Consider the following 16574-nt stretch of genomic DNA (forward strand, 5'->3'; position numbering starts at 1 on the left):
GTTTAGTCAATAGTATTATAGTTTACAGGAATAATTCCATCAACCAACTCACCATGCTTAACGTATTTCTCAATAATCTCATCGGCTTTTTTTACATCAACATCGCCAAAAACGATTGGATCTTTACCCGGCATTTTTACTTCGATAGTTGGTTCAGCATAACAATAGCCCATGCATCCGGTTTGGGTAACAACAGCTGCAATTCCTCTCTTTGCACTTTCTTCGATAAAGAAATTCATTACCTCTTTTGCGCCCGAAGCAATACCACAAGTAGCCATACCTACTTTAACTTGTAATATACTATCAGGGGCATTACTCTTTTCTCTAAGATCCATTTTTGACTGAAGATCCTCTTTCATTCTCTTCAGATCTGCAAGAGATTTTACTTTTGCCATAATCTCAAATATTAAAGGTTAATAACTAAAATTCAATTTATATAATCGTATTGATATTCTCGTTTATCATTTCTTTTAGATAAACCAGAATATTTGGGTCATTTAAAGCAACCTCTTCCAAAACTTCTTTTATTTCTCTGGTGTCAAACACATATTCACCTTCGGATGTTGTGTGCTTATATATAAAATCCATTTCCGGATTGGCTCCAACCAACAACATCATAGTTTCAGCAATATTTCCCAATACAGGTCTATCGATATTGGAATGCGAGAAATTCACTTCAAGTCGGGTTCCTTTACCTTCTTCTGACCAAATATCAAGTCCGCCACCAGCTTGTTCAGCATTTTGTTTTAAAAGCGAAATACCCAAACCCACTTTCCTTGTTGTTCGGGAAGTGTAAAATGGATCACAAACATTGGCAAGCACCTCAGGCGACATACCACAACCATTATCAATAAATATCAGCTTGTAGATGTCTTTTTTCACATCTTCGAATATCTCCAACTCAACGAAACTTGCATTCGCTCTCACCGAGTTTTGAATAATATCCATAATATGTTCTGACAGATCCCTCACTTCTTCTTAATTTATAAATCTACAAATCGCCCTTCTTCATTTCTCAAAGCCATTTTTACTTCTTTAAAACTGGTTTCCATCATTTGAAATTTTGTAAAGACTTCTCCAACAAGATCAATACAATGAGCATCGGAGCTTTGTATAAATGTTTTATTGTTCAAATACGCATTCTTTTCCAAGAATGACTCTTTACTAATATGTTTGCTTATCTCAAGTGCATCCACATTTAAATCAAAAGGCACAAACCCCAACTGTGAGATAATGCCATTTTGAGTTTTATTTACATGCGCCGGAATAAACAGACCATCCAGCTCATGTACTTTTTGTTCAACCTGATCAATACTTTGATTGAGTGCTGAAATCAACAACCATTCAACCTCTTTTACAATTTCTTCAGCCTCATTAACTACAACCTGATAACCAAACCTATTGTTATCATAAGGAATATGTGGCAAATGTTTTTCGAGATAAGATTGAAAAACAGCCAGTTTCTCTTCGGTCTCAAAAAAGCAAAGGCAATGCACCTCTTCTTTTGTTGTCACCTCGGCTCCCATCATCACCATAACCCCCTCCTTAGCAGCTATTTTCCTAACTAAAGGTGCATGAAGAGTTGTGTTATGATCGCTTATTCCTAAAATATCGATACCTCGCTCCTTAGCCTTCATTACAATATTTACCGGACTCATTTCAAGATCTCCACAGGGAGAAAGTACAGTATGTGTATGTAAATCGACTCGAAAGACTCGCATGATTATTAGTCACTAATTAGTTTATAAAGTTTTCCTGTCAACTCAAAAGCTTCTTCTTCTGATGACAAAATTGGAATCCCTTCCACGTTACTTTGCTCTGCTGCATCAGCTTCGGGCTCGTAACCTTTAACTAAAATAACAGCAGCCAACTCCTTCAGTGAAGCGATGGCCATTATATTTTTATGAGTTTGTAAAGTGACCCAAACCTGATCAGCATCAGCATTTCCCATAACATCGCTCAACAAATCAGAGGTATAGCCCCCCTTAATTTCTCTGTCAAGACCTTGTTCTCCGGAACATACTTTTAAGCCTAACTCACTTACAATATCACTTACTTTCATAGTTTCTGATTAGCTATTAAATTTCTTTTTCTCAAAACGACCTTTTCCCCATGTTTCTTCTGAAATATCAAAAGATTCCTGTGGACTGATCAACTCTTCTTTGGTCAGCATCTTTTGCAAGAAGACGCATTGAGTCATCTTAGCATGCCCCTGAACAATATCTTCAGCAAGTACTTTACACTTTGGTGCTCCGCAAGCACCACAATCAATACCTGGCAAAACACGCATGATTCGCTGAATCTTTTTCATTTTATCCATAGCCACCATCATATCCGCATCCAGACTTAAAATTGACCTGGGCTCAATTTCTGAAATAGCTATATTATTAAGTAAATAGGGACGATAAGTCGAATACATCTCCTCTGTCTCTGCCTGTCTTTTTATTTCTTTTTTAGCACGCTTACTCAGACGTTCAACGGCTAAGAATCTGTTTTCGGTACTTAAAACCCCACCTGCACAGCTTCTGTCACATGCTCTAAGTTCAAGGAAATCAACATCTGTTATCTCTTCGTTTTCCAACTTATCCAAAAATGCAATCACATTATGAATTTCATCTATAGCCAAACAACGCCCCGAATACTGAGAAGCTTCACCATTTGTTAGTGTCCAGTCTATACTAGTCGTTGATAAATGACGGTAATTGGAGACAGCCTGTTTTTCCTTACCTGTCTGTTTAATACTCAGCATAACTTTATTATAGATAAAATCCATATTAATCACACCATCTATCAACATTTCATCTTCGCCAACGGGGGATTTCACAGCCGCAATTTTAGCAGCACAAGGGGTCACATAAAAAATTCCAATTTCTTCATTCTTATATCCCTCATCGATCAACTTTTTACGATAAAATTGTGAGGATATATCAACAACAGGCTTTAGTCTAACGATATTTTCAACCAATGATGGGAATCTAACTTGTATTAAACGAACAACAGCAGGACAAAAACTGGAAATAAATGGGCGCATTTGGGAATGTTTGCGCATATATTCCTTAGTCCCTTCAATTAAAAGATCAACAGCCTCGTCAACTTCAAACACATGAGTAAAACCCATTTCACGAATTACGGCATAAATTTGTTCTTCAGTAATGTCATCAGGAAACTGACCTAATAAAACGGTAGGCAGAATAGCTACTCGTTGCTTATAGCTAAATATTTGATTGAAATCGTCTTGTTCAACAATTATAGCATTAACCGGACAAGCTTTTAAACACTCTCCACAATCAACACACGCATGCTTATTTATATCAGCTTTCCCCGATTTCACACGAATTGCCTTTGTTGGACACACATTCATACAATGCGTACAGCCAATACAAACGTTTTCGACAACTTTTAGTGCATGATAAAAGGGGAGCTTTTCCATCTGTACTAATTTAAATAATTAATTAGTTCAACTTCAGTTCCAACACCTACCTCTGATTTAATATTGAGTTCATTGGTGTTTTTCTTTATATTAGGAAGTCCCATGCCTGCGCCAAATCCCATTTCACGAACTGCCGGAGAGGCCGTAGAATAACCTTTTTGCATAGCCAAGTCGATATCAGGAATACCCGGGCCTTTATCTACAATTCGAACAACTATTTTTTCAGGGAAAATCGAAACATTCATTTCTCCCTCATAGGCATGGGCAACAACGTTTACCTCAGCTTCATAAATGGAAACAACAATTCGCTTGATAAGCTTTGGATCAACATTCAGTTTTTTCAAAACTTTTTTCACATCGCTTGAAGCTGAACCTGCCTTTGAAAAATTACCTCCTTCTATATCAAATTTAAAATCCATAAGTCAGAATTAATAAACAGGCTCTAAACCCATCTTACACAATATCGAACAAGCCCGAAACATAGAATAACCACATTCAATTAGGGTTATACCACTTTCTTCAGCTAAACTTTTCATTTCTTCAGAGGCTTTTTTATCACGAACAAATAATATGTAAGGGATATCAGACATCTCAGATGTTCGAATTGTCTGTAAATTATTCAAACCTGTAACAAGCAGTAAATTATCAGAATCAATCGTCAAAACATCACTCATAAGATCTGAAGCAAAACCAAAATTTATATCCTGATTTAAATCTGTATTACCACAGACAAGCTTGGCATTTAATTCATCTAATATCTGAGAGACTTTCACCATTCCAAACTAGCAATTTATGTTTAATTGATCGCACAAACGATGATGCTAAGATAAGAAATAGAGTAAGATATATGAACGGAGATAGCTTGAATAGAACGAAAAACAGAAAATACATATTTAGTCTAAATAACTATGCTTCACAGCAGCTTTTATTGAGAATGAATCTGGAAAACTCCTGTAAATTAGATCTTAATAAAAATCTTTTTCTTACTGAAGATAATAGCTGCTAAAAAACACACCGAACACCTCATTTTTACTGAATTATTTATTTTCTTAGACATCCCTTAAAATTAAACTAAACTGAACTAAAACTGAATCAAAATTGTATGATTTATAAAATTGAATTTCATATTTAGCCATTTGAATTATTATATTGATATACTCAACAAAATACACTTCAAAAACCATTTTAATCATTAAAGATTCACACATCACATTTGTTTTATTTCATTAAGTTAATAATTTGGCCAATTAATAAGCATCAAAAAACACATAAGTTTAATACTTTTTTTCTCTAATTAATGTACAAAAAAGACCAACATATATTGATTCTTATTCAGAATCTAAATCCGAATAAAAACACCTTACATCATGCTCTGGCACTCACTAAAATTTTCAATGCTAAAATTTTGATGGCTTCTTCCCCCTATTCAAAAAAAGAATTGCAACAAACTGAAATAGAAGATTACATTTCGGATACTCCTGAAGCTAGTTTCATCAAGCTTAGTCAATCAGATCATGAACCAAACTCATGCATAGAAAAACTTAATATTATTTTTATGCTTATACAAATTGATGAAAAAACCGACTTCAAAATTTTCCTTAAGAACAATATTTTTAATTGGGTTTTAAAAGCAAAAATCCCTACTATTCTGCTTGGTAATAAAACATCGAACAAAGCTGATTATTCAAACATTATAATTCCTATAGATCACAAAAAAGAATCAAAAGAGAAGATGATTTGGGCTAGCTATTTTGGACGATTCAACAAAGCTATTATTCATCTTATTCCCGCCCAGGAAAAAGATGATATTTATATGAAAACCATCAGAAATACGCTCTTATTCACAAAGAAAATGTTCACTCAATTTAATTTCGATTATAAAATATTAAAATCGGAAACTTCGAGTAAACAAATTGACGAAGAAGCATTTAAAAACCCTTCAACCAAGGAATCAGATCTTGTTATTTTGATGACTGGGAAAACGCAAGGTGTTTTCTTTCTCAGATTCAATTCAAAAAAGATAAAACACTATATACGCAACTATCCTAATCCAATTCTACTTATTAATCCTTTAAAAGATTATTATTTACCCTGTGAAGGTTAAAAAAGGACATCAGTCAAACAAATCATAATACACTGTTATTATTGACATATAAATCTTAAATTTAAGAGTATATAGCCTACAAATTAGAAACTGGCAGGCATTTCATCCTAAATTCCAAGAGAAATATGAAAACACACCTTCTCATATTATTGATTATATTCCAGCACACGTTCTCAACAGGAAGCAACATTCAAAAAAAAATTAACTCAGCCGAAAATCACGAGACCAGAGTAGATTCTCTTCTTAAAATAATACATTCAAATAATGATGAGTATGTCTTGGTTGCTGCGCATAGAGCAAACTGGACTCAGGCACCTGAAAATACCATTCAAGCCATTAAAGATGCAATGGCTGTTGGTGTAGACATTATAGAGATAGATGTGAGAATGACCAAAGACAATCGCTTTGTTTTGATCCATGATAAAACGCTTGAACGAACAACAACCGGAACCGGCAAAGTTTCGCATTGGACTCTGGATTCATTAAAAACACTATTTATTACTGATCGCACCGGAAAAGCAACTTCAAACAAAATACCCACTCTTGAAGAAGCTCTGATTCTTACAAAAGGTAAAGTTTTACTCAATCTGGATAAATGCACAAAGCATCTCAAAGAAATCACTAAACTCCTTATTAAAACCCAAACACTCAATCAAGTCATCATAAAAACAAAAACTGATTTTTGGAGAACTCAACTTCATAAAAAGTGTTCAAAGAACAAACTCATCTATATTCCAAAGATTGATAATCATAAAAAGAATCTGGATTATCGTGTTGAAAAATTCATCAAAAAACATGAACCTATTGCCTTTGATATCCGATTAAGCCCAGCGGATTCTTTGTTACTGCCTCTGATCAACAAAATGAAAAAGAAATCATGTCGAATATGGGTAAGCACTACGCCAAACGAAAATATCAATTACAGAGGCGAAACAAAAAATCATATTGATCAAAAAAAGAAATGGGATTGGGCTCTTGATCTGGGAGCTAATATTATCATTACCGATGAACCCAACTCTCTCATAGATTATTTAAATTATAAAGGTCTGAGAAAAAAAACATGCCACGAAATACCAGATAAAAATAAGGGGAATTTTAAAGTCGTAAGTAGACAAAACAAATAGATCACCACACTAAATTAAATACGGACATGACTGATTTTAATTGAAAAAATACCATTATTTTCGAGGTGTAAATACAACTCAACCTGCAATCAACTAAAAAAAGACATGGATTTATACAATCTTGCATTCCATACCTGGTATGGTGGTTTATCTATTATGATCCTCAGCTCCATGATCATTGCCAAAGCATGTGATGTTTTTGAAATAGCAACAGACTATCTGGGACGAAACATGAGTGAAGGCGTCAAAGGAGCATCGTTAAATGCAATAGGATCGTCTATCCCCGAACTTTTAACAACCGTATTTTTCCTGGCATTTGCTTCTCATGCCAATTTAGCACGAGATTTAGCAGCCAGTATAGGTGGCAATACGGGTTCTGCCATTTTCAATAGTATCGCAATCCCCATGCTCGTCATTGGGTCAGTATTGGCAACAGTACCTGGGGTTGTTGGATTGAAAATAAGCAAAAAAGTCATCCTGAGAGATGGCTTATTTTTGATCGCGGCAGAAATTCTCCTAATCATACTACTTTCAAGCAAATACATTACGCATTGGCATGGGTGGGCATTCACCCTTTTTTATCTTGTTTATATAGTGTATACAATATTTTCGATGAAAAATGGGCAAAAACCAGAACAACAAAGCGATTCTCCAGAAGAAGAGGGGAAGTGTCTACAATACGTTTTAAAATCGAAAACGGGCAGGAAAAGCCGAAGCTGGTTATTACTAATTGCTTCCACCCTGGTTATCGCTATCGCCTGTGCAGGCTTAGTTGAAGGTTGCAAGGGTATTTCAGATGCTCTGGGTATCAACCCACTCTTTGTCGCACTAATTTTAATCGCGGCAGCCAGTAGTGTTCCCGATACGATTATCTCAATCAGAGATGCTAAAAAAGGAAACTACGATGATTCTCTGGCTAATATCCTGGGGTCAAACATTTTCGACATATCCATTAGTCTGGGGTTACCTCTTGCCCTGTTTCTATTAATCACAGGACAAAAAATTGAATTCACCGAAGCGGGTGCCACTTTGGTTGATATTCGGGTAGTGCTCTTGATCGTCACTCTGATAACAATTGGAATTTTTTACTTCAGCAAAACTCTAAAAAAACGCCATGTCTTGATCTTAGGGATTCTCTATGCGGTATTTATTCTGTATGCAATTGGAGCAGCAGAGTATTATACAGGTAGTAAATCTTATCTTGCAGAAACTGCTGGCTCATTTATTAAATATTTGCGACAACCCGGAGGCTTAGGCGAATGGTTACAAGAAATAGCCAACTATTTCACATCAAACTGGTAAAATATTTTCTTTTTTTTGATTATCAATTTAACTTTAAAACACATTAGTCACTTTAATTCTTAATATCATGTTCAGTTCTTTCGAGATTATCTACAAATTCTCTTTGCAACTCCTTTTGAGTTTTTGGGTTCTAATGTGGTCAATCGGTTCGTGGTATGGTATCGAATTACTAATGGGTGTAAGTGTATGGCAAATTCCAGCTTCTATTATTGGGACACTTATAGCGGTTGTATCAGGCATCTATTTCTACACCATACTCTCCATTCCTTATAAACTTTCCCGAAAATTTGATCATATAAAAGATAAGGTTGCCTTAGAAACATATACAAGTTGTGATGATTTTCAAAAAGAGGTTGCCGACTTCATTATTGATTTCTTTAATTACCCGGGAGCAAATGTTATTGGTGGCAATTTTCATTTCAACAATTGTAAAAGCTACACCAAGAATTCCGGAGAAGAAATTTTGAAATTCAGGTCAAATACAATCACAAAATTTAAACTCAAATCCGGAAAAAGAGCCGTATATGTTCCCATCAGAATCGCGAATCACGAGCTAGGCGATATGCTGCTTATAATGGAAGGACCAACACTGCCTATTTTTAATGATATTATTGCCGACTTCGAAAATTATTTTCTGGATGACCAACTCTATCATGTCATAAATTCTGTCTCCAGAAATGGTGCCGAGAACAAAAAATAACTGAATATTTAAAAAACTTTCGAAAAAAAATCAGGCTATCATATCTATAAATTAGGCGCTTAAGCTTTAAGCTTATTTTTTCATCATAATAAATACCCAATTTTACTTTCTTTATTGACTTTTTTTACCTACTTTCAGTGTAGAAAGATTAATCAAAATGGCTATTACAAGCCGAATGTGCGCATTTATCACCGATCGGTTATTATTTAACGAAATATTAACTAATGCTCTCTTGAGCAATAAAATATAGGAGGAATTGTGATGAATATGAAGATGCAATCCGTAGGTTTTAAAGCTGATAAGAAACTTGAAGCTTTTATTAATCAGAAGTTGAGTAAATTAAATAAATTTGATAGTAATATTTGCGACTACAATGTCATTTTAAATATCGAAAATTCAGATCCAAAAGCTAATAAAGTTGTCGAAGTAAAGGTGAATGTACCCGGAAATGAACTTTTCGCAAGAAAACAATCGAATTCTTTTGAAGCTGCAGCAGAACTTGTAGCCGATGCTCTAAGAATTCAGATTTTAAAAAACAAAGAGAAATAGAATCTCAACACACATAAAACTTAGCCCTGATATAGTTCATATCAGGGCTTTTTCATTAACCTTCGAAGCCATTCTTATTATGCGTTCCGTCACAAAAAGGTTTGTTTGATGAGCCTCCGCATCGGCAAAAATAGGTTTCCCCCATTTTAACTTCACGTTTCCCGGTAACATCAACTAATGTTATAATCCCTTCAACCAACAAAGGCCCCTTACTCAAAACCTGAACTTTTAATCCCGATTCAAGAGCCATAACTTCATTTTTGTTTTCTTCTTCAGGCATATTCACATAAAAAGAGAGTGCTTTGGTTGGGCACTTTTGCACCTGTTGCATAATTTCTTCATTAGTTGCCGCATTAATTTTCACCCAAGGCTGAGAACCTGGTTGAAAAACATCGGGCAAACCTTTAGAACACACTTCCGAATGAATGCATAAATCTGTTCGATAAACCACTGTAATTTCACCATTACTGTACTCTTTTTTAGACTCTTTCATATCAGTAATTTTTAATAACAAATCCGTTTGAATCTTTAAGTCATAATTTAACACTTTAAATTGAAAATAGCCTAGTCTTTTTTTTCAAAAAAAATATCCGGGTGTTTCTTCAAACTAAAAAGCTCATTCTTAAAACACTAGGAAAATCAACACTTACAGAACGTAAAAAACTTATTCTTTCTTTCCGGAAAGTGCTTGCAGGTACCAAAAATTGTTCTACTTTTGTCAGCGAACAATGAGGATAAAGCCTCAATCACAAACGGGCGTAGCTCAGTTGGTAGAGCACTGGTCTCCAAAACCAGGTGTCGGGAGTTCGAGTCTCTCCGCCCGTGCGAAAAAAAAAGCTTCCAAAATAATTTGGAAGCTTTTTTTATGAACAAAATTTAAAGCTTGAAAATCTATTCAAGCATCATATTATGAAAAGCTTCAGCACAGCGTTCGCCATCCATTGCCGCTGACACAATTCCCCCTGCATAACCTGCACCCTCACCACATGGAAATAAGCCTGAAACATGAACGTGCTGCATAGTTTTATTATCACGAGGAATTCTTACCGGAGATGAAGTTCTGGATTCGACCCCAAGAATTACGGCATCATTAGTCAAAAATCCTTTAGATTTCTCCCCAAAGGCTTTAAAACCTTCCTGCAGACGGAATCGGATATGCTTAGGCAACCATTCATGCATTGCTGAGCTTTTTAATCCGGGTTGGTAGGATGAAACAGGCAGATCTGAACTGGAAAAACCTTTCACAAAATCAAGCATTCTCTGAGCCGGAGCAGTCAAGTCCGATCCTCCTTTTTCAAAAGCAAGCCGCTCTAAATCTTCCTGGAATTTAAGACCTGCCAAAGCACCGTGTTCTTTAAAATCGACCAAATCCTCTTCCAGGATCTCAACTGCCATCCCAGAATTGGCGAAAGCCGTATTTCGTCGCGAAGAAGACATACCATTCACCACTTGTTGATTATCAGCAGTTGCTGCCGGCACTATAACTCCACCTGGACACATACAAAAAGAATACACTCCTCGTCCTTCAACCTGGTGTACAAAACTGTAACTTGCCGCGGGCAAATATTCTCCTCGCCCTTCCGGATTATGGTATTGAATCTGATCAATCAGTTTCTGAGGATGCTCAATACGAACCCCCATTGCAAAAGATTTTGCTTCGATCCCGATCTTTTGTGAATCAAGTAAATAATAAATATCTCTAGCCGAATGCCCGGTTGCCAATATCACAGCTTCAGCATTAATTTCCTCACCAGTCTCAATCCGAACACCTGAAATTTTATCATTGCTTACAAGCAAGTGATTGACTTTCGCCGAGAAACGCACTTCACCACCAGAACTGATAATACTTTCTCTAATTTTAACAATAACTTTCGGTAGCACATCCGTACCAATATGGGGATGTGCATCAATCAAAATATCTTCCTGAGCACCATGAAAATGTAATACTTCAAGAATTTTCTTCAGATTTCCACGTTTTTTCGAACGGGTATAAAGTTTGCCATCAGAAAATGTTCCTGCTCCCCCTTCACCAAAACTATAATTCGAATCCGGGTTAATAATTCTATTTTTATGAATTGCAGCTAAGTCCTTTTTTCTGTCTTCAACGCTTTTCCCGCGTTCTAGCACAATGGGACAATAACCTAATTCGATGAGTCTAAGAGCAGCAAATAAACCTGCAGGCCCTGCTCCTACAACAATTACCTTTTTCTTATCTGATACATTCTGATAGGTGAAATCAGACAATTTCAATTCAGGGAAAGCTTCATCGTAGGCGACACGAAAACGCATATTTATTTTAATATTTCGCTGACGAGCATCTATTGAACGACGCAATATTTGAATGCCGGTTATCCTGTCGCTGTTAATCTTCAGATCCTTAGCTACTAGGGATTTGTAATAACTTTCATCAGAAGCATCACGTGGACTTAAAACCAAATTAATTTCGGTAAGCATATTGATATGTTAAAAAAAGGTGTGTTTTATTCAAAATGGAATGAAAGTGTCACCACCTTCGAACTCATCCTGTTTATAGAATAAGTATAAAAGTCTGCATCAGGGTTTTCCGGATCAAGTTTGTGATTCAGAATATCCTGCAAACCAAGAGATAATTTTAATTCAGTCGCAAATTTAAAGTACGGCAAATAAAAGTCGATTCCCGCTCCCAGTTCCAAACAAAAAAAGTTAGGCTTTAAACTAACCATAACATTGTTTTCAGGGTCTAAATGGCCGGGTGCCTGAACATCCATTTTATAACTGAAGCCACCAACCCAATAGGGCCGATAGTTATCCAGGCGCTTTGCTCTGTACTTTAATAATAATGGCAAATTTATGACAACACTCTCAAGAATATTTTCATTGGCTGGCGTTTTTAAATCATCGTCATCTGAATATAAGATTGTGCGTTGTCCAAATTCCAATCCAGGCTGAAAACGTAAAGAAAAATCCTCGTGTAGTTTCAAATCAGAAATGATTCCTACTGAAAAGCCAGGTGAGAATGTCACTTGTTCGGCTCTAATATTATCTTTGGCAGAATTCCTTATGGCATAATCCATGGCATTCAAGCCCAAAGTAAAGCCAAAATGCAAACGCTTCTGATCGATTCTTTGGTTATTTAAAATTCCCCCGGGACGATACACCCCTTGTGAATAAATATAACCCGACGATAATAGAAGCAATAATATAACAAGTGATTTCTTCAAATTATAATATGTTGTTTCAGTAAATAACCCAATTATCTGAATATTATTGTTCTATTTGGTTCCAATATAAATCGAAGCAATACCAAAACTTAATCTTTGCTCTTGAACTGTATCAAACCCACATGATTTACAGATTTGTATAAATTTATCTCCATCAGGGAAATTTTCAACAGATTCAGGCAAATAAGTATAAGCAGAGACATCTTTTGAAACAATTCGCCCCCAAAAAGGAAGAATTTTAAAGAAATAAAAATTATAAATTTGCTTAATAGGGAACTTACGAGGTTTTGAGAACTCTAATACAACCAACTTACCTCCCTTATCAAGAACACGATACATTTCGCCAATCCCTTTTTCAAGATTCTCGAAATTACGCACACCGAAAGCTACTGTAATTGCATCAAATGAGTTATCACCAAATTGTATATTTTCAGAGTCACCTTCGAAAAGCGATATTTTATTTTGCAGGCCTTTTTTAATAATTTTCTCACGCCCAACAGCCAACATCTCTGTAGAAATATCAATACCAACAACCGAATCCGGATTTAACTTTAATGCGGCAATAGCAAAATCACCTGTACCTGTTGCGATATCAAGCATACGCTTAGGTTGATGCGACCGGAGTAATTTAATGGCTTTTTTACGCCACAATTTATCGATTCCCAGAGACAGAAAATGATTTAAGAAATCATATTTCCTTGCAATATTATTAAACATTAAGGCAACCTGAGCCTTCTTCCCTTTATCTAAATCTTTATATGGATTGACCACTAAAATATATTTTCTGAAGATTAATAAATCTGATAGTTGAGATGCTCTCAACAAACTAAAGTTGAGAAACCAAACGCAAATATATTAATTGTCGAGATAAGCCGATTACAAAACTGACTTTTATTTACATGTATTCAATCAATCAAAAGGAGAACTCAGCTGAAAATCAATTTTATACTCATCAATATAGCCAAAAGGAATATCATCAATTCGCAATTCTCCTTTTGTAACATGCCCCAGAGTCGAGAATGATACCCCAAACTCCATCATCGCATCTATAAAATCGTCTTCATTTTCCATAGATACCGAAACCACTACACGAGATTGCGATTCACCAAACAAGAAAGCATCCTTTCTGACTTCGGCAGGCGAAGTTATATCAAAACCAAAACCTAAAGGCATGGCCGATGAAATCAGATTAAAAAATAAACCACCTTCATCAACGCTATGTGCAGAGACAATCAACCTTTGCTTAATCAATTTTTGCACACATTCATTCACTTTTTTCTCTTCGTAAAGAGAGAAATGAGGAATGCCCAAAGGCTCCCCTTTATTAATACATTGCAAATATTGAGACCCTGCAATATCATTACGAGACTGCCCGATTAAGAATATCATATCACCCTTTTGTCTAAAGATATATGAGGTATGATCCTGAGGCGTGTCCATTATACCCAACATTGCAATAACGGGAGTTGGTTGAATTGGAATGCGACGTCCCTGCACAGTACTCTCGTTGTAGAAACTAACATTACCACCTAAAACAGGCGTTTCATAAAACTTGCAGGCTTCAGTCAAACCTTTTACTGATTCAACCAACTGAGCATAAACCTTTTCATCCAACAAGCTTCCAAAATTCAGACAATCATTAATCGCAAGCGCTTTTCCTCCCGAACAGCTAATCCGCCTGACAGCCATAGCCATATTAATCTGTGTTCCAACAAAGGCATTGGAATTACAATAGTTTGAGTTTCCCGAAATCGTGAAACACATAGGAGCAACATCCTTATGATACAAAACAATAGCATCAGATGGCGAATGATCTTCTTCGATTTGATTGTGCAACTGAATGTGTAATTTAACACCTATATTTTTGTCTTTTAACAGATGCCTTATCAATTTCCAATAATCATCCGGTTCAGGAATTTTCTCTAAAAAATCTCTGTGATTAACTTCAACAGAAGGGACATATACCCTCTCCTTTTGTAAAGGTGCAGAACCCATTACTAAATCTTCAGGAAAGAATTCAGCAACAACATCATTTTCATCAAAAAATGTCAGAGTCTCATTCTCAACAACAGTCCCAATTTGTGTACAAAGCACTTCTGATCGATTAAAAATATTCTTAACATCTTCAACTTTCGACTGGTCAACAACAAGCATCATCCTTTCCTGAGTTCTCGACAACATGATTTGCTCTATGGTCAGATCATCCTTCAGCAAAGGAATTTTATTCAATTCAATGTCAATACCGTAATCAATTTTGGCAGCAATTGCAGCAGAGGCGGTAACAATACCAGCCATATCCATATTCTCTACATGCAAAAGAGCATTTTGCTTGGTCAATTCCAAAATCGATTTTATCAGAGCACTCGATAAATCCGGGCTACTTTTAGCAACATCAACACTCTCCATATCAATCGAAACACCATCATCACTGGTTAATTTGCCAACAATAAAAACAACATTGCCAACACAAATTTTTCTATCCGATATAAGATTATCCTTGTGAACAAGACCGGCAACCATGACATTAACCAAAGGATTACAATCATAAGAGGCGTTAAAACAAATATCACTATTGATATTTTTAACGTATTGTAAAGACGAATAATCGTAAACACCTTTTTTCACTCCGTCCAACAGCCATTGCGTTCTGTCTAAATTTAGATTTCCAAAGCGAAAAGAATTCAACGAAACGATGGGTTTCGCGCCGAGAGAAACGACATCACGAATAACATCTCCGACACAAGTTGCCGCCCCTTCATATGGGTCAATTCCCGAAGGATGATTATGACTTCCCATCTTAAAAACGCAACACAAACCATTACCAATGTCAATAGCTCCTGAATTTGCAACACCAGCAGCAACTACAACCCGATCATCTTTGGTTGGCAAAGATTTAATCCATTGATACGAACTTTTGTAGGAAATCGTTTCAGCCCACATGGCAGAATAAATTTGCAACTCCAATTCATTCAGGTCTCGTCCCATCTTTTCGGATATTGCAATTAAAACATCCTGATAGCTTTCTAAATTTTCCGTAATCTTTAGTGTATTCGCTTTGTTTTTCATGTGTTTATAATTTTCATATTAACAGCACACGGAAGTCGCCAAATTAACACCTAATTAATCATGGCTCGTTTCATCTGATTAACAAGATTTGACATCTATTGTTATTATTTACTTAAATAAGTATTGTAAAAGATCAAAACACGCTCATAACAGACATATCTCAAAACAAGACATCTATGTTTGGAAAGCTTGATGATTAACTAAATTTATAAAAAAATAATGAACCCTAACATCAATTAGAGACTTTGTTTCTAAATTTAGGGCTCGAAAACTCTGATTCTGTATTTAATATTTACAGTATAAATGAGATCTGAAAAAAACAACAAAACTCACAATATGAATAAAATAGCTTTAGTAACGGGTGCTTCAGCAGGTATAGGTGAAGCCTGTGCGCTAAAATTAGCCGAGAACGGATTTGACTTAATTATTGCTGGCAGACGTCTTGAAAATTTAGAAAATCTGGCAAAAAAAATTAAGGAAAAATTCAATAAAGAAGTATTAAGTCTTTGTCTTGATGTCAGAAACTACGAAGATGTTGAACAAACAATAAATGCATTACCTGAAAAATGGAAAAACATCGATGTATTGGTAAACAATGCTGGTTTGGCAGTTGGCGTTTCTCCTATTGAGCAAGGTATAATTGATGATTGGGATCGTATGATCGATACCAATGTAAAAGGTCTGCTTTACGTAACACGTTGTGTCAGCCCATTAATGACTGCCCGAAAAAAAGGTCTAATTGTCAATATCTCTTCTATTGCCGGCAAGGAAGCTTATCCTGGTGGAAATGTTTATTGTGGTACAAAACATGCAGTTGAAGCCATCACCAAAGGAATGAGAATCGATTTATTACCTCACAACATACGAGTAAGTTCAATTGCTCCAGGTATGGTTGAAACCGAGTTTTCTCTTGTTCGCTTTAAAGGAGACGAAAACAAAGCGGAACAAGTTTATGAAGGTTTTATTCCATTGAAAGCAGAAGATATTGCGGACAGTTTACTTTTTATAGCAACACGTCCGGAACATGTTTCAATCAATGATATTTTGATCATGCCTTCAGCTCAGGCATCTGCCCGGGACGTCAATAGAAAATAATAGA

At 35.8% G+C, this 16574-nt stretch carries 18 protein-coding genes and 1 tRNA gene; 7 read left to right on the forward strand and 12 right to left on the reverse strand.

Features of this window, described 5'->3' with window-relative positions:
* Positions 1-2: 2 nt before the first annotated feature.
* Genes EO244_RS00320 through EO244_RS00350 form a run of 7 tightly spaced genes read right to left on the reverse strand, consistent with a single transcriptional unit; the run spans position 3 to position 4206 of the window.
* Positions 3-395, reverse strand: coding sequence for a (2Fe-2S) ferredoxin domain-containing protein (locus EO244_RS00320; RefSeq protein WP_129251831.1), 393 nt, complete (start codon positions 393-395; stop codon positions 3-5).
* A gap of 37 nt (positions 396-432) precedes the next feature.
* Positions 433-972 (reverse strand): ATP-binding protein, encoded by a 540-nt coding sequence (locus EO244_RS00325; RefSeq protein ID WP_129251833.1) that lies wholly within the window; start codon positions 970-972, stop codon positions 433-435.
* Between the two features lie 11 nt (positions 973-983).
* Positions 984-1721, reverse strand: coding sequence for a PHP domain-containing protein (locus tag EO244_RS00330; protein WP_129251835.1), 738 nt, complete (start codon positions 1719-1721; stop codon positions 984-986).
* Between the two features lie 5 nt (positions 1722-1726).
* On the reverse strand, positions 1727-2062 hold the full coding sequence (locus EO244_RS00335; RefSeq protein ID WP_129251837.1) for a serine kinase: 336 nt from the start codon (positions 2060-2062) through the stop codon (positions 1727-1729).
* A 9-nt stretch (positions 2063-2071) separates the two neighbouring features.
* Positions 2072-3430 (reverse strand): [Fe-Fe] hydrogenase large subunit C-terminal domain-containing protein, encoded by a 1359-nt coding sequence (locus EO244_RS00340; protein WP_129251839.1) that lies wholly within the window; start codon positions 3428-3430, stop codon positions 2072-2074.
* A gap of 5 nt (positions 3431-3435) precedes the next feature.
* The gene (locus EO244_RS00345) at positions 3436-3849 is read right to left on the reverse strand and encodes an ATP-binding protein (protein ID WP_129251841.1); all 414 of its coding nucleotides are present in this window, start codon (positions 3847-3849) and stop codon (positions 3436-3438) included.
* Between the two features lie 9 nt (positions 3850-3858).
* On the reverse strand, positions 3859-4206 hold the full coding sequence (locus tag EO244_RS00350; protein WP_241687917.1) for a hypothetical protein: 348 nt from the start codon (positions 4204-4206) through the stop codon (positions 3859-3861).
* 521 nt (positions 4207-4727) lie between these two features.
* On the opposite strand from EO244_RS00350, the gene EO244_RS00355 reads away from it, so the two are divergent.
* The 5 genes from EO244_RS00355 to hpf all read left to right on the forward strand — a co-directional run bounded on the left by EO244_RS00355 (position 4728) and on the right by hpf (position 9209).
* Positions 4728-5534: a hypothetical protein gene (locus EO244_RS00355; protein ID WP_129251843.1), complete on the forward strand. Its 807-nt coding sequence runs from the start codon at positions 4728-4730 to the stop codon at positions 5532-5534.
* 125 nt (positions 5535-5659) lie between these two features.
* On the forward strand, positions 5660-6658 hold the full coding sequence (locus EO244_RS00360; protein ID WP_129251845.1) for a glycerophosphodiester phosphodiesterase family protein: 999 nt from the start codon (positions 5660-5662) through the stop codon (positions 6656-6658).
* A 105-nt stretch (positions 6659-6763) separates the two neighbouring features.
* Positions 6764-7960: a sodium:calcium antiporter gene (locus EO244_RS00365; RefSeq protein ID WP_129251847.1), complete on the forward strand. Its 1197-nt coding sequence runs from the start codon at positions 6764-6766 to the stop codon at positions 7958-7960.
* Between the two features lie 67 nt (positions 7961-8027).
* Positions 8028-8660, forward strand: coding sequence for a hypothetical protein (locus EO244_RS00370; RefSeq protein WP_129251849.1), 633 nt, complete (start codon positions 8028-8030; stop codon positions 8658-8660).
* Positions 8661-8927: 267 nt separating this feature from the next.
* Positions 8928-9209 (forward strand): ribosome hibernation-promoting factor, HPF/YfiA family, encoded by a 282-nt coding sequence (gene hpf, locus EO244_RS00375; protein ID WP_206734431.1) that lies wholly within the window; start codon positions 8928-8930, stop codon positions 9207-9209.
* Positions 9210-9264: 55 nt separating this feature from the next.
* Here the strand turns inward: hpf and EO244_RS00380 are convergent, their stop codons facing one another.
* On the reverse strand, positions 9265-9702 hold the full coding sequence (locus EO244_RS00380; RefSeq protein WP_129251851.1) for a (4Fe-4S)-binding protein: 438 nt from the start codon (positions 9700-9702) through the stop codon (positions 9265-9267).
* Between the two features lie 259 nt (positions 9703-9961).
* Here EO244_RS00380 and EO244_RS00385 point away from each other — a divergent pair.
* A tRNA-Trp gene (locus tag EO244_RS00385) sits at positions 9962-10034 on the forward strand.
* A 66-nt stretch (positions 10035-10100) separates the two neighbouring features.
* Here the strand turns inward: EO244_RS00385 and EO244_RS00390 are convergent.
* From EO244_RS00390 to EO244_RS00405, 4 genes are all read right to left on the reverse strand, one after another.
* Positions 10101-11663 (reverse strand): NAD(P)/FAD-dependent oxidoreductase, encoded by a 1563-nt coding sequence (locus tag EO244_RS00390; RefSeq protein WP_129251853.1) that lies wholly within the window; start codon positions 11661-11663, stop codon positions 10101-10103.
* A 26-nt stretch (positions 11664-11689) separates the two neighbouring features.
* Complete coding sequence (porT, locus tag EO244_RS00395) at positions 11690-12409, reverse strand: type IX secretion/gliding motility protein PorT/SprT (protein ID WP_164977371.1); 720 nt, start codon at positions 12407-12409, stop codon at positions 11690-11692.
* A 51-nt stretch (positions 12410-12460) separates the two neighbouring features.
* Positions 12461-13231: a bifunctional demethylmenaquinone methyltransferase/2-methoxy-6-polyprenyl-1,4-benzoquinol methylase UbiE gene (gene ubiE / locus EO244_RS00400; RefSeq protein WP_241687918.1), complete on the reverse strand. Its 771-nt coding sequence runs from the start codon at positions 13229-13231 to the stop codon at positions 12461-12463.
* Between the two features lie 87 nt (positions 13232-13318).
* Entirely contained in the window at positions 13319-15475 is a 2157-nt protein-coding gene (locus EO244_RS00405) for an AIR synthase related protein (RefSeq protein WP_129251857.1), read from the reverse strand.
* Between the two features lie 336 nt (positions 15476-15811).
* Here EO244_RS00405 and EO244_RS00410 point away from each other — a divergent pair, with 336 nt between their 5' ends.
* Positions 15812-16570, forward strand: coding sequence for an SDR family oxidoreductase (locus EO244_RS00410; protein WP_129251859.1), 759 nt, complete (start codon positions 15812-15814; stop codon positions 16568-16570).
* The last annotated feature ends 4 nt before the right edge of the window (positions 16571-16574 follow it).

Source organism: Ancylomarina salipaludis (assembly GCF_004122035.1).
GTDB lineage: Bacteria > Bacteroidota > Bacteroidia > Bacteroidales > Marinifilaceae > Ancylomarina > Ancylomarina salipaludis.